Origin of the sequence: Streptomyces sp. NPDC048751 (assembly GCF_043198595.1) — a bacterium.
Lineage (GTDB): Bacteria > Actinomycetota > Actinomycetes > Streptomycetales > Streptomycetaceae > Streptomyces.
Genome location: NZ_JBICUX010000008.1, coordinates 55,119 through 69,236 on the forward strand (window position 1 = coordinate 55,119; position 14,118 = coordinate 69,236).

General features: G+C 70.5%; 11 protein-coding genes and 1 pseudogene. 10 read left to right on the top strand and 2 right to left on the bottom strand.

Translation table 11 applies throughout. From position 1 onward, the window contains the following. Nucleotides 1–35: 35 nt before the first annotated feature. Nucleotides 36–986 (bottom strand): ABC transporter substrate-binding protein, encoded by a 951-nt coding sequence (locus ACGFNV_RS25115; protein ID WP_393625242.1) that lies wholly within the window; start codon nucleotides 984–986, stop codon nucleotides 36–38. A gap of 411 nt (nucleotides 987–1,397) precedes the next feature. On the opposite strand from ACGFNV_RS25115, the gene ACGFNV_RS25120 reads away from it, so the two are divergent. From ACGFNV_RS25120 to ACGFNV_RS25165, 10 genes and pseudogenes are all read left to right on the top strand, one after another. After that, a complete protein-coding gene (locus tag ACGFNV_RS25120; protein ID WP_393625243.1) occupies nucleotides 1,398–2,252 on the top strand; it encodes an amino acid ABC transporter permease in 855 nt (284 codons plus the stop codon). Beyond that, entirely contained in the window at nucleotides 2,249–4,003 is a 1,755-nt protein-coding gene (locus ACGFNV_RS25125) for an FAD/NAD(P)-binding protein (RefSeq protein ID WP_393625244.1), read from the top strand. Before ACGFNV_RS25120 ends, ACGFNV_RS25125 begins: the two co-directional genes overlap by 4 nt. Nucleotides 4,004–4,050: 47 nt before the next feature. Continuing rightward, the gene (locus ACGFNV_RS25130) at nucleotides 4,051–4,812 is read left to right on the top strand and encodes an amino acid ABC transporter ATP-binding protein (RefSeq protein ID WP_393625245.1); all 762 of its coding nucleotides are present in this window, start codon (nucleotides 4,051–4,053) and stop codon (nucleotides 4,810–4,812) included. 81 nt (nucleotides 4,813–4,893) lie between these two features. Continuing rightward, nucleotides 4,894–5,973 (top strand): LLM class flavin-dependent oxidoreductase, encoded by a 1,080-nt coding sequence (locus ACGFNV_RS25135; protein WP_393625246.1) that lies wholly within the window; start codon nucleotides 4,894–4,896, stop codon nucleotides 5,971–5,973. Then, nucleotides 5,970–7,313, top strand: coding sequence for an NtaA/DmoA family FMN-dependent monooxygenase (locus ACGFNV_RS25140; protein WP_393625247.1), 1,344 nt, complete (start codon nucleotides 5,970–5,972; stop codon nucleotides 7,311–7,313). Before ACGFNV_RS25135 ends, ACGFNV_RS25140 begins: the two co-directional genes overlap by 4 nt. A gap of 4 nt (nucleotides 7,314–7,317) precedes the next feature. Continuing rightward, a pseudogene (locus ACGFNV_RS25145) lies at nucleotides 7,318–8,127 on the top strand (DUF1684 domain-containing protein). Nucleotides 8,128–8,337: 210 nt separating this feature from the next. Beyond that, a complete protein-coding gene (locus ACGFNV_RS25150) occupies nucleotides 8,338–9,243 on the top strand; it encodes a S1 family peptidase (protein WP_393625248.1) in 906 nt (301 codons plus the stop codon). A gap of 458 nt (nucleotides 9,244–9,701) precedes the next feature. Next, the gene (locus ACGFNV_RS25155) at nucleotides 9,702–10,784 is read left to right on the top strand and encodes a S1 family peptidase (protein WP_393625249.1); all 1,083 of its coding nucleotides are present in this window, start codon (nucleotides 9,702–9,704) and stop codon (nucleotides 10,782–10,784) included. 153 nt (nucleotides 10,785–10,937) lie between these two features. Then, nucleotides 10,938–11,987 carry an NADP-dependent oxidoreductase gene (locus ACGFNV_RS25160; RefSeq protein WP_393625250.1) on the top strand — a complete coding sequence of 350 codons (1,050 nt, stop codon included), beginning with the start codon at nucleotides 10,938–10,940 and terminating at the stop codon, nucleotides 11,985–11,987. Between the two features lie 46 nt (nucleotides 11,988–12,033). Next, complete coding sequence (locus ACGFNV_RS25165; RefSeq protein WP_393625251.1) at nucleotides 12,034–12,426, top strand: MerR family transcriptional regulator; 393 nt, start codon at nucleotides 12,034–12,036, stop codon at nucleotides 12,424–12,426. A 19-nt stretch (nucleotides 12,427–12,445) separates the two neighbouring features. On the opposite strand, the gene ACGFNV_RS25170 is transcribed toward ACGFNV_RS25165, so the two are convergent. Next, the gene (locus ACGFNV_RS25170; RefSeq protein ID WP_393625252.1) at nucleotides 12,446–14,095 is read right to left on the bottom strand and encodes an alkaline phosphatase family protein; all 1,650 of its coding nucleotides are present in this window, start codon (nucleotides 14,093–14,095) and stop codon (nucleotides 12,446–12,448) included. Between the last annotated feature and the right edge of the window lie 23 nt (nucleotides 14,096–14,118).

A 14,118-nucleotide genomic window follows, 5' to 3' on the forward strand; every position in this document is an offset into this window, starting at 1 on the left:
GGACCGGCCCCCGAGGCACTTCCGGTCTCAGTTCTTCAGTTCTTCAGCTCCGGCGGCGAGATCTGCGACTTGTCGATCGCCGAACCCGTCGTGCCCCACTTCTTGAGGATCTTGTCGTACGTCCCGTCCGCGATCAGCTTGTTCACCGCCGCCTGGAAGGCGGGGGCCAGCTTCGTGCCCTTCTTGAAGGCGAAGCCGACGTCCAGGCGGTGGTACTCGTTGAGGAACTTCAGGCCGGGCTGGTGGGCGACGGCGTAGCGCAGGCCGTTGATGGTGGACATCACGACATCGCTGCGGCCCTGCTGGATCGAGGACCACATGGCGCCCTGCTCGTTGTACGTCTGCACCTGGTACGCCTTCTTGCCGGCGTCCGTGCAGACGTGCTTGTTGTCCTCCAGCGTGGCCTCGAAGGTGGTGCCCGCACCGGTCGCGACGTTCAGGCCGCACAGCTGGGTCAGGTCGGTGACCTTGGTCGGCTCGCTGTCCTTGCGGGCGGCGAAGCCCTGGCCGTCGTTGATGTAGGTGACGAAGTCGATGGTCTTGCGACGCTCGTCCGTGACCCCGAAGTTGCCGACGCCGAAGTCGTACTTGCCGCTGTCCAGCGCCGGCAGGATCGCCTCGAAACCGGCCTGCTCCGTCTTGAGCCTGATGCCGAGCACCTTGGCGACCGCCTTGGTGAAGTCGACGTCCTGGCCCGCGAGGGTCTTGCCGTCGTCGAGGTAGCCGGTGCCGGGCGGGGTGCCGCCGACGCTGACCGCGACCGTGAGCTTCGTGGTGCCGGCGGGCAGCAGTTCGGCGGCCGCCTCGTCCTTCTGGATGCCGGAGACGACGTCCGTGGTGGGGATTCCGTCCGCCGCGGCCGCGGCCTGCGCGGTGCCGCCGCCGGCCGCGTCGTCCGAGCCGGATCCGCAGGCGGTGAGGAGCAGAGTGGCAGAAGTAATCAGAATAAAGGGCGCGAAAAGGGCATGCTGGGGCGCGCGAGGCATGGTGGAGGGACTCCTGAAGAGCGGAGGGCGAGAGAGCGCTGCATGAGGGGAGGGGTGCGCGTGTGAAGGCGAAGCGGAGAACGCGAGGCGCCCGCCGGGAAGGGCGGGGCATGCAGGGGGTCAGTCCGACAGGCTCAACAGGAAGAGGACCACACACGACCGAAGTCGATGTGGGAGCGCGTGACCAGCCACTGCTGTGGATGCATGGGCCAAGTGGAACAGGTCCCCGGTTCCGCGTCAACTGCCTTGAGACGTACGGCTCACACTATGGACGGCCTTGACAGCGAGGGGAAACGCCGCCGTACAGTCGACGAGCGGCCCTGCTGAGGGGCTCGGCCGCACCGCGCCCCCGAGCGCGACCGTGTGAAGGCGTCACCGTGTTCGACCGACTCGACGTCACGGAGCCTTCGCATGTCCTCCGACACCCTCGCCAAAGCCGCCGCTCCCGTCCTGCCGGAGCCCGCGGACACCCTGCGGATCGTCCCCCAGCGCCGTTACGGCCAGTGGACGGCCGCCGTCGCCGTCCTCGTCCTGCTCGGGCTCGCCGTCAACTCCGTCCTGCGCAACCAGGCGTTCCAGTGGGATGTCGTCGCCGACTACTTCACCACCGACTCGGTGCTGCGCGGACTGTGGCTCACCCTCTGGCTGACCACCGTCGTCATGGTTCTCGGCTTCGCCCTGGGCGCACTGCTCGCGGCGGCCCGGCTGTCCGGCAACCCCGTCCTGCGCGGGGTGAGTTGGGGATACGTGTGGCTGTTCCGCTCGATCCCGATCCTGGTCCAGCTGCTGCTGTGGTTCAACATCGGGGCGCTGTACCCGCGGATCCTCGGCGTGAAGACGGTCGACCTGCTCGGCCCGGTGACCGTCGCGATCATCGGCCTGACGCTGCACGAGGCCGCCTACGCCGCCGAGGTCGTCCGCGGCGGCATCCTCTCCGTGGACCGCGGCCAGATCGAGGCCGCGCAGGCGCTCGGTCTGAGCCGGTGGCGCCGCTGGTGGCGGATCGTGCTGCCGCAGGCCATGCGCTCGATCGTGCCGCCCGCCGGCAACATGCTGATCGGCACCCTCAAGGGCACCTCCATCGTCAGCGTCATCGCCGTCAGCGACCTGCTCTTCTCCGTGCAGCTGATCTACCACCGCACCTACCAGGTCATCCCGCTGCTGATGGTCGCCACGATCTGGTACACCGTCGTCACCTCGGTGCTCGGCGTCGGCCAGTACTACGTCGAGCGGCACTACGCCCGCGGTTCGGAGCGCACCCGATGAGGCGCTCGCTCGTGATCGTCGGGGCCGGTCCGCGGGGGACCGGCCTGATCGAGCGGATCGCCGCCAACTCCCCTGAGTTGTACGACGGTGCCGGCCTCGACATCCATCTCGTCGACCCCTATCCGCCGGGCGCCGGACGGATCTGGCGCGCGGCCCAGTCGCCGCTGCTGTGGATGAACTCGCACGCCGAGGACACCACCATGTTCACCGACGAGACGGTGGACATGGCCGGGCCCGTGCGGGAGGGCCCCTCGCTGCACGAGTGGGCCGGCATCGACGGACGTGTCTTCGCCGACCGGCAGACGCAGGGCGCGTATCTGCGCTGGGTTCACGAGCAGGCCGTGGCGGCGCTGCCCGAGGGGGTCACCGTCCACCACCACCCCCGGCGCGCCCTGCGTGTCAGCGGGCCCCGCGAGGGCCGGCAGCAGGTGTGGCTGGAGGGGCGTCCGCGTCCGCTCGTGGCCGACCTCGTCGTCCTCGCGATCGGTCACCTCGACGCCGAACTCGACGACGAACAACGCGAGTTGGCTGCGTATGCGCGCACCCACGACCTGGTCCACCTCCCGCCGGACTTCACCGCGGACAGCGACCTGTCCGCGATCGAGGCCGGCGAACCCGTCCTGGTCCGCGGCCTCGGGCTCGCCTTCGTCGACCTGATGGTCCTGCTCTTCGAGGGGCGGGGCGGACGCTACGACGGCGACACCTACGTTCCCTCGGGGCGTGAGCCGGTCCTTCATGTCGGGTCGCGGCGCGGAGTGCCGTACCACTCGAAGATCGGCTACGACCTCGGCGGCGAACGGCCCCCGCTGCCGCGGTTCTTCGGGCCCACCGAGGTCGACGGGCTGCTCGCCCGGCCGGAGGGCTTCGACTTCCGGCGGGACGTGTGGCCGCTGGTGGAGAAGGAACTGGGGTTCGCGCACTACCACCGGCTGTTCACGGCGCACCCCGAGCGGACCGCCATGGACCGGGTCGACTTCGAGGAGAAGTACGCGACGGTGGACCCCGCCGAACGGCAGGTACTCGTGGCCGCCGCCGTGCCCGACACCGCGGACCGACTGGACCTCGCCGCGCTCGACCGTCCGCTGGACGGGGTGCGGTACGCGACGCACGAGGAGTTCCAGGAGGGGCTGCGCGGCTACATCGAGGACGACCTGAGCCGTCGGCACGACCCCGCGCACAGCGCCGACCAGTCGGTGTTCTTCGGACTGCTGTCCGTCTACGGGCAGTTGGTCCGGCTCGGTGACGTGGGCCCCTGGTGGCACGGCTTCTTCAGCTACCTCGCCTCCGGACCGCCCGGCCCCCGGCTGCGGCAGATGCTCGCGCTGTCCCGGGCGGGCCTGCTGAAGTTCGTCGGCGCCGACATGACCGTCACCGCGCGGGACGGGGTCTTCCGGGCGTCGAGCGCCACCGTGCCCGGCTCCTTCGTCGAGGCCCGGGCGCTGGTCGAGGCGCGGCTGCCCGAGCCCACGATCGGACGCGTCCGCGACCCGCTGCTGCGCCGACTGCGCGCCGACGGAGCCGCCGAGACCCCGGAAGGCCTGCTGCGCGTGGACCCCGCGGACGGGCGGATCCTCGACCGGGCCGGGCGCCCGCACCCCCGGCGTTTCGCGCTCGGCCCCTACACGGACGGCCGTACCCCCGGCGCCTTCACCCGGCCGCGCACCGGAGGCCCCGCGTTCCGGCAGAACGACGCCACCGCGCGCGCCGCACTGGTGTTCCTGCGGGACCTGGCCTGTCGCCTCGCCGCGTAAGCCGACTCGGGTCCCCCCTACGCCACTTCACCAAGGGATTTCACGCGATGAGCGTCATGGTCGACATCAGGTCCGTCCACAAGAGCTTCGGGCCGCTGGAGGTGCTCAAGGGCATCGACCTCGAGGTCCGCGCCGGCGAGGTCACCGTCATCCTCGGGCCCTCCGGCTCCGGCAAGTCCACGCTGCTGCGCACCATCAACCACCTGGAGAAGGTGGACCGGGGCGCGATCAGCGTGGACGGTGCCCTGGTCGGCTACCGGCGCTCCGGGGACAAGCTGCACGAGCTGCGGGAGCGTGAGGTGCTGAAGCAGCGCACGCGGATCGGCTTCGTCTTCCAGAACTTCAACCTGTTCCCGCACCTCACCGTGCTGGACAACGTCGTCGAGGCACCGGTGTCCGCGCTGAAGCGGCCGCGCGAGGAGGCCCTGGACAGCGCACGCCGGTTGCTGGACCGGGTGGGCCTCGCCGACAAGGCGGACGCACGTCCCCGCCAGCTCTCCGGTGGACAGCAGCAGCGGGTCGCGATCGCGCGGGCGCTCGCTCTCGAACCCAAGCTGCTGCTGTTCGACGAGCCGACCTCCGCGCTCGACCCCGAGCTGGTCGGTGAGGTTCTCGACGTCATCAAGGACCTGGCCCGGCAGGGCACCACGATGATCGTCGTCACCCATGAGATCGGGTTCGCGCGTGAGGTCGCCGACACGGTCGTGTTCATGGACGACGGGCGGATCGTCGAGCGGGGCGCGCCGGGCGACGTACTGGACGCTCCGCGCGAGGCGCGAACGCGGGCGTTCCTGTCCAAGGTCCTCTGAACGTGCAGGTCTTCTGAACGTCCCGGTCTTCTGAACGTCCAAGGTCCTCTGAACGGTCCACCTCAGAAAGGGTTTCGCCACATGAGCGCACCGAACGGCCGGGGCCTGCTGCACCTGGCCGCCGCCGTCGATCAGCCGACCGTCTTCGACGCCGGCCCCCACGTCGAGGCGGCGCGGCTCGCCGAGCGCGGCGGTCTCGACTTCGTGACGCTGGACGACACCTTCGCCCGCCCCGGGCCCGACGCGCTCGCCGTGCTGTCCCGGGTGGCGCCCGCCACGCACCGTGTCGGTCTCGTCCCCACCGTCACCACCACGCACACCGAGCCCTTCCACGTCCAGGCGGCCGTCGCGACCCTCGACTGGGTCAGCCGGGGCCGGGCGGGCTGGCGGATCGACGTGTCGGTCACCGAGGGCGAGGCCCGCCTCTTCGGCCGCCGGCACGCGGCGCCCGCCGACGCGCTGTGGCAGGAGGCCGGTGAAGTCGCCGACGTGGCCGCGCGGTTGTGGGACAGCTGGGAGGACGACGCCGAGATACGGGATGTGGCGACCGGCCGCTTCATCGACCGGGACAAGCTGCACCACGTCGACTTCACCGGCTCGGCCTTCTCGGTCAAGGGCCCCTCGATCGTGCCCAGGCCCCCGCAGGGCCACCCGGTGCGGGTTGTCGACGCCACCGAGGGACACACCCGGCGGACCGCGGCCCGGTACGCCGACGTCGCGCTCGTCCGCGCGGCGAGTTCCGCGCAGGCCCGAGCCGTACGGGACCAACTGCGCGGCCTGGCCGCCGGGTTCGGCCGGGACCCGGACACCCTGCGGGTCCTGGTGAGCCTCCTCGTCGATCTCGGCGGCGGCGAACACGCGGCCGAGCCGGGCCACGGAGGGGGCGGACCCCGGCAGAGCGCGCAGGGACCGCTGTACCGGGGCGGACCCGTCGACCTCGCGGAACTGATCGCCACCTGGCACACGGACGGCACCGCCGACGGCTTCCACCTCAGACCCGTCGACCCCCGCCGGGACCTGGAGCGGCTGGTCAACGGCACGGTGGCGCTGCTCCAGCACCGCGGCCTGTTCCGCACCTTCTACCCGGGCAGCACGCTCCGGGAGCACCTGGGCCTGGCCAAGCCCGTCAACCGGTACGCCGTGGCAGGGGGAGCCTCATGACAACGGCGGCACCGCGCAAACAGATCCATCTCGCCGCACTCCCCCACTCTCGACTTCGCTCGAGCGGGGGGACCCCCACCCCCGGCGTCAACAACACCACCGTCTGGGCCGACCCGGACTCGAGGTCGCAGATCGAGTTCTCCTCCTTCGAGCACCTCGCGCGGACCGCCGAACGCGGCCTGTTCGACTTCTTCTTCCTCGCCGAAGGGCTGCGGCTGCGCGAGCACAAGGGCCGCATCCACGACCTGGACGTGGTCGGGAGACCCGAGTCGATCACCGTGCTGAACGCGCTCGCCGCCGTCACCGAGCGGCTCGGCCTCGCCGCCACCGTCAACGCCACCTTCAACGAGCCGTACGAGATCGCACGCAGGTTCGCCACCCTTGACCACCTCAGCGGGGGCCGGGCGGCCTGGAACGTCGTGACCTCCTCCGACGCCTTCACCGGGGAGAACTTCCGGCGCGGCGGCTTCCTCGACCGCGCCGACCGGTACACGCGGGCGGCCGAGTTCGTCGCCACCGCACGGGAGTTGTGGGACTCCTGGACCCCGGCCGGGGTACCCCGGCCGTTCGCGCACCGGGGACGGCACTTCGACATCGCGGGTGAGTTCACCGTGCCGCGCTCCCCGCAGGGCCACCCGGTGGTGATTCAGGCCGGCGACTCCGACGAGGGGCGGGAGTTCGCCGCCGCCACGGCAGACGTGATCTTCACCAGGCACGGCTCGCAGGCGGCGGGGCGCGCCTTCTACGCCGACGTGAAGAAGCGCCTGGAGAAGTACGGCCGTACGCCCGACGACCTGAAGATCATGCCCGGTGTCACCGTCGTCCTCGCTGACACCGCCGCCGAGGCGCAGGAGAGGGCGGCCGGGATCCGGCGGCAACAGGTCTCACCGCAGAACGCGATCCTCGCGCTGGAGCAGATCTGGGGCGTCGACCTGTCCTCGTACGACCCGGACGGGCCGCTTCCCGAGATCGACCCGGTGGCCGACTCGTCGATCACCCAGGGACGGACCCGGCGCGGTGACACCGTCGCGATCGCCGAGAAGTGGCGGGCGCTGTCGAAGGAGAAGGGGCTGTCCATCCGGGAGACGGTGATCGAGGCGAGCGGACGGCAGTCCTTCATCGGCACGCCGGAGGCGGTCGCGGCCGAACTCCACTCGTTCGTACGGCACGAGGCCGCCGACGGCTTCATCCTCGTCCCGCACCTCACGCCCGGCGGCCTCGACGAGTTCGTGGACCGGGTCGTGCCGCTGCTCCAGGAGCGCGGCGCGTTCCGCACGGAGTACGAGGGGACCACGCTGCGCTCACATCTCGGGCTGTCCGAGCCCGTGGGGAAGGGATGATCGCATGACCACGGACGCGTTCGACGCGTGGAAGCGGTGGCACGAGCACCGCGTCGAGTCGGTGGCGGGGCCCTACGGGCCGCTCGCGCTCACCGGCACCCTCCCCCAGTGCCTGAACGGCCTGGGGGCACCCCCAGGCTCGAGGATCATCCGGAGGGGCGAATTCCGGACATCCCCGGGACGTGGGTGGCGGACGGGGACGCCGTGGCGCTCACGGCCGCTGCGGCGGACGGTCTGACGGTGGACGGCCGTCTCCGGCACCGTCCGCGTCGGCCCCGACCAGGGCCGGGTCGAGTCGGCCCGGGTCGCGTTCGGCGAGCGACGGCTGGTCGTCCTGGTCCGCGAGGGGAGTTGGGGCGTCCGCGACTACGACCCTGGCTCCGCGGCGCGCCAGGCGTTCCGCGGCATCGACGCCACGCCGTACGATCCGCGCTGGTCGGTGCCCGGGCGCTGCACCCCGTACGACGAGCACCGCACGGTGCGGGTGGCGAACGCGGACGGACGTGAGCGCGGGCTCGCGCTCGGCGGGGAACTGGCGTTCACCCTCGAAGGACAGGAGCTCACCCTTCAGGTCACCGTCCGGGGCGACGGCTCGCTGTGGGCCGTCTTCGCGGACGCCACCAGCGGGAACGGCAGTTACCGGTTCCGGTTCCTGGACGTGGCGGCGCCCGACCCCGAAGGCCGTACCACCGTCGACCTCAACCGGGCCGTGCTGCCGCCGTGCGCCTTCGCCGACCACTTCCTGTGCCCCTTCCCGCCGCCCGGCAACCGGCTCGACAGCGCGATCGAGGCGGGGGAGCGGAAACCGGCCTGATACCGGCGCGAAGTCGCCAAATCTCCCACTTCGTTCAAGGGGTGACGGCCGAAAGGCGCCCTTGTGTCGATCGTCCCGTCGGCCGAATACTCCCCACAGCGCTTGTCAGGGGCACGGCGTGTCCGGAATCCGGCACATGTGCCCCTCGACTGCGCCTCACGGGCCCCCACCCCACGCGGGCCCCCGACTTCCCCTGGGAGGGAACGAAACGTGAGGATCAAGCGCACCACCCCCACCAGCGGCATCACGAGACGGACCCGGTTGATCGCCGTCTCCACCGGACTCGTGGCCGCCGCCGCGATCGCGATCCCCAACGCGAGCGCGAACGAAGCAGCCACCTTCAGCACCACCCAGCTCAAGAGCGCCGGCGACTCGGTGCTCAAGGCGGACGTCCCCGGTACCGCCTGGGCGGTCGACGCCAAGACCAACCGTGTCGTCGTCACCGCCGACAGCACGGTCTCCAAGGCCGAGATCGCCAAGATCAAGGAGCAGGCCGGCGTCAACGCCGACGCGCTCACCATCAAGCGCGCTCCGGGCAAGTTCCAGAAGTACATCGCGGGCGGCGACGCCATCTATGCGAGTAGCTGGCGCTGCTCGCTCGGCTTCAACGTCCGGGACAGCTCCGGGAACTACTACTTCCTGACCGCCGGTCACTGCACCGACGGCGCGGGCACCTGGTGGTCCAACTCGGGTCACAGCACCACGCTCGGCACCACGGCGGGCTCCAGCTTCCCGACGAACGACTACGGCCTCGTCCGTTACACCAACTCGTCGGTCACGAAGTCGGGCACCGCCGGCAACACGGACATCACCAGCGCGGGCACGCCCAGCGTGGGCACCACGGTCACCCGTGACGGCTCGACGACCGGCATCCACAGCGGTCGGGTCACCGCCCTGAACGCCACCGTCAACTACGGCGGCGGTGACATCGTCTACGGCATGATCCAGACCACGGTCTGCGCCGAGCCCGGCGACTCCGGCGGTTCGCTGTACGGCACCAACGGTGTCGCCTACGGCCTGACCTCCGGCGGCAGCGGCAACTGCACCTCCGGTGGCACGACCTTCTTCCAGCCCGTGGTGGAGGCCCTGAACGCCTACGGCGTCAGCGTCTTCTAGGCCGGTCCGCACCACCGGTCGCACCGGATTCCGCACGGCCCACGCAGCAGCCGACAGCGGACGGGAGCCCCCGCACGACAACCGTCGTGCGGGGGCTCCCTCTTTTCTGCGCCCAGGGGCGGCCTGTGGTGCAGCAACCGGTGCAGGAGCAACGTCCGTCCACCGGAGCTCTGTTGTCCCAGGACTCCGGAGGGGCGATTTCAAGACAGGACTAGTCCTCCCGGATTCTCGGCGACCGGTGAAGAGTTACCCCCAGGTAGTGTTTGCGATGTGAAGGCCCCTGGAGTGACCGTGGACAGTCAAGCCGAAGGGGGCGCACAACTTCCGTTCTACGCGCGTCCTGAAGTCACCCTTGTGTGCTCCCCGGGGGGTTCGAAAGAGTAGGCGCTCGTCAATGAGCCTTCCGGCCCGCGAGGTCCCCATAATCTCCGGGCCGACCCCCCACAGGAGGACGCGAGTTGAAGCACCGACGCATATCCGGGCGCCGAATAGCCGTGGCAGGAGCGGGTGTCACCGCACTGGTCGCCGCGGGAGTCACCTTCCAGACTGCGAACGCCAGTGAGCCCGCGAAGGCAGCCGCACCCCAGCCCCTGTCGATCGCGGCGGCCGGAAAGCTCGCCTCCACGCTCGGCGAGGACCTCGGTACCGACGCGGCGGGAACGTACTACGACGCAAAGACCAAGGCGCTCGTGGTGAACGTGCTCGACGAGGCCGCCGCCAAGACCGTCGAGGCGGCCGGCGCAAGGGCCAGAGTCGTCGAGCACTCCCTCGCCCAGCTGAAGAGCGCCCGTACGACGCTCAAGGCCGACGCGACCATCCCCGGCACCTCCTGGGTGACCGACCCGACGACCAACAAGGTCGTCGTCACCGCGGACCGCACGGTCTCCGACGCCGAGTGGGCCAAGCTCACCAAGGTCGTCGACGGTCTCGGTCCGGTCGCCGAGGTCCAGCGGACGAAGGGGGAGTTCAAGCCCTTCGTCGCCGGCGGCGACGCCATCAACGGCTCGGGCGGCCGCTGCTCGCTCGGCTTCAACGTGACCAAGGGTGGCGAGCCCTACTTCCTGACCGCCGGTCACTGCACCGAAGCCATCTCCACCTGGACGGACTCCTCAGGGAAGCAGATCGGCACGAACGAGGACTCCAGCTTCCCGGACAACGACTACGGCCTCGTCAAGTACGCCGCCGGCGTGGACCACCCCAGCGAGGTCAACCTCTACAACGGCTCCGCGCAGCAGATCACGGGCGCGGCCGCGGCCACCGTCGGCCAGTCGGTCACCCGCAGCGGCTCCACGACCCAGGTGCACTCGGGCAAGGTCACCGGTCTGGACGCCACCGTGAACTACGGCAACGGCGACATCGTCAACGGCCTCATCCAGACCGACGTCTGCGCCGAGCCCGGTGACAGCGGCGGCTCCCTCTTCTCGGGCAGCAACGCCATCGGCCTCACCTCGGGCGGCAGCGGCGACTGCACCTCCGGCGGGGAGACCTTCTTCCAGCCGGTGACGGAGGCGCTGTCGGCGACGGGTACGAAGATCGGCTGAGCTTTCCCCCCACGGTTGAAGTCCCGTCCCGCGCGCGAGGGGCGGGACTTCGGGCTGTCCGCCGCCGGTCAGCGTGAGCGCCGGTCGGCGCCGCGAATTCAGCGGCGGGACGGGTTGACCTTCACGCATGGGTCAAGGCCTAGCGTCAGCGGTATGAAGACCTTTGCGAAGAACGCAACGCGGGCCCCCTTTCCCGGCGTCCCCGGCACGAGCCTGGAGGTCCGACTCGCGGCACGGCCCGTCGGGCTCCCGACACTCGACCATTTCGAGATCGCCGAGGTGGGCGTACCGGACCCCGCACCGGGCCAGGTGCTGGTCCGTAACCTGTTCATGTCGCTCGATCCCGGCATGCTCATGTTGATCGCGGGCGGGTCCTCGCTGCCCATGCCTCGCTACGAGGTGGGGGAGGTGATGTACGGGGACGCGCTCGGAGAAGTGGTCGCCTCGGCCGACCAGTCGCTGAGCGAGGGGGAGTTGGTGGTCCATCGGCTCGGCTGGCGGGAGTACGCCGTGGCCGAGGCAGGTGCGTTCCGCCGCGTGGACAAGGCGGCCTACCCCAGCCCTTCCATGCATCTGGGATTCGGGCTGGTCGCCTACGTCGGCCTCATGGACGCGGCCCGGCTGCGGCCCGGCGACACCGTCTTCATCTCGAGCGCGGCCGGAGCCACCGGGAGCATGGCAGGTCAAATAGCGCGGCTCAAGGGAGCCGGCCGGGTGATCGGCAGCGCCGGCTCGGCGGACAAAGTCGCCCACCTGACCGGGAATCTCGGCTTCGACGCGGCCTTCGACCACCACGACGGACCGGTCCTCGACCGGCTGCGCGAAGCGGCGCCGAACGGCATCGACGTCTACTTCGACAATGTGGGAGGCGAGCAACTGCGCGCGGCCATCGAGGTCATGAATGTGCACGGCCGTATCGCGGTCTGCGGAGCCCTCAACCGCCAGAGTACGGCCCGCCCCGACGAGGGCCCCGGTGATCTGCTGAGCGTCTTGGGCAAACGCCTGACCATCCGAGGCTTCACCCTGTGGGACCACCTGGACCGGGCCGCGGAGTTCGGCGATCAGTTCCGAGACTGGCTGCGCGAGGGATCCATCGTCTACGACGAGACGGTGATCGACGGACTGGCGAACGCCCCCCAGGCACTGTTCGATCTCGTCCGCGGGAGGTACACCGGGAAGACCGTGGTCCGCCTGGGGAGTTGAGCACAACGTGTCCGTCACGCCCGACAATCATCCTGGAGGTGGCTGCGTGTTGATCGGTGAACTGGCCGCGAGGACAGGGACCACGACCCGCGCCCTGCGCTACTACGAGGAGCAGGGTCTGCTGGAGTCCGCCCGGACACCGTCGGGCTACCGCGTCTACAGCCCGCACGCGGTCACCCGGGTCGGCAACGTCCGCGACCTGCTCGCCTCCGGGTTCACCGTCGAGAACGTCAAGTCCTTCGTGCGCTACCTCGACACCGATCTGCCCGAAGTCTTCGAGTACTCGCCGTCGTGCGCCGACGGCTACGTCGTCGGCGCACAACGGGTGGCCGAACTGCAGGAGAAGATCGTGGCCCTGACGCGGCTGCACGACACCCTGGTGCACCGGATGCCCTGGCTGGCGACACCGGGTGATGCCGCACCGGAAGAGGTCGCCTGATCCGGCTCTCCGGGCTCGGTCAGCGCACCGGAAGAGAGCGCGTGTGCTCGATGCGCACCGCGTCCAGGTCGCGCGGGTTCAGGCCGAGCAGCCGCAGGATCGTCGGCGCGATCTGCGTGGTCCTGACCGGCCCGCTGACCCGCACGCCGTGCGGGGTGGTGGCGCCGGAGACGACGAGCGGCACGTCGAGGTCGTCGGCGTGTGCTCCGCCGTGCTCTGCGATCTTGCCTTTGCCGCCGGTGTAGACGACGCCGTACTGGCTGATGCCGAACACGTCAGGCACGCGTGAGTCGCCCGGCCGGGCGTGGAAGTACCGGGCGGCGGCCGCGCCCGCGTACACGGTCTGCAGGCCGCTCGCCGTGAACGGCTTGGCGGCGCCGTCGATGCCGTTGGCGGTGCCGGACCGGGCGAGCAGGTAGGCCTTGGCGAAGTCGGCGGCGGCCTGGGAACGGTCGCTGAGCCACAGCAGCATGGCGTCGTCGTCCACGGCGTGGGCGACCAGGTCGCCGGCGCCGGGGTGGGCGGCCTTCCAGGCGGCGTCGAGGCCGTCGAGCAGCGGCCCGTCGTCGATGCGGGTCAGCGCCTTGGGGTCGGTGGGCGACTGGCCGTGCTTGGCGGACAGGATGACGGTCGTGCTGCCGTCGAGGCCCCGCTTGTGGATCTCGTCGAGGAACGCCCCGACCTCCTCGTCGATGAAGCCGAGGTTCTTCGCCAGTAGCGGGCCGGGCACGCCGGGCGAGGTGTACCCGCCCGTCAGGCCGTCGGAGACGGGCAGCTTCTGGGCGGTGGACACGGACTGGAAGTTCATGCCGAAGACCGCCGGGACGCCGGTTCTGTGGGCACCGCTGTGGTCGTAGCCGTCGATCTCGTTGAGGACGGCCTTCACCTTGTACGCGTCGTACTGCTCGGTCGCCGCGTTGTCCTTCGTCCAGTCCTGGCCGGCGGGGTAGCCGAGGGCCTGGCTGTTGATCTCCGGGGCGAACAGGTCCTGGATGCCGTTGCCGGACGGCCCGTCGAGGATCTCGTAGGCGACGTGCTTGTCCGACCACGCGGTGCGCAGCCCGGCGTCGCGGGCGACGTCGAAGACCGTGTTCACCTTGAGGTACGAGTGCGGGTACACCGGCTTGCAGGTCTTCGGGTCGACGGGCAGCTTGGCCGGGTCGATGAGGTCGGCGGCGGCGCCGGTCATGTTCAGGATGCTGCCGGGCAGGCCGGACAGGCCCTGGCCCGCGTCGATGGAGTTCTGGTTCTTGTCGAGGTCCTCGGTGAGGTCGACCTCGGCTCCCGGCTCGACGCCTGCGCAGCTGGTGGTGCCGGCCGGGAGGAGGGCGTTGCTGTAGGTGTCGTCGTAGTACACGCCCGTGACACCCGGGTCCCCTCCGGTCAGCTGGCCGACCATGCCGGGGAAGGAGTCCGAGGGGACGGTGGTCCTCGCGTGGGTGTACTCCACACCGCCGCCGGCCAGGCGGGCGAGCGCGGAACGCGGGTGCTGGGCCACGTACCACTCCAGGTCGGACTGGTGCAGACCGTCGACCGACAGCAGCAGGACGTGCCGGGAGCGGGACGTGGGTGAGGCGGCGGCGGGGGAGGCGGTCATGGCGGTGAGACCGCCGACGGCGGCGAGCGCGGCGGCAGCAGCCGCGACGGGACGCAGCGGGTGTCGGAACACGGTGGTTCTCCTCGAACTGAGCG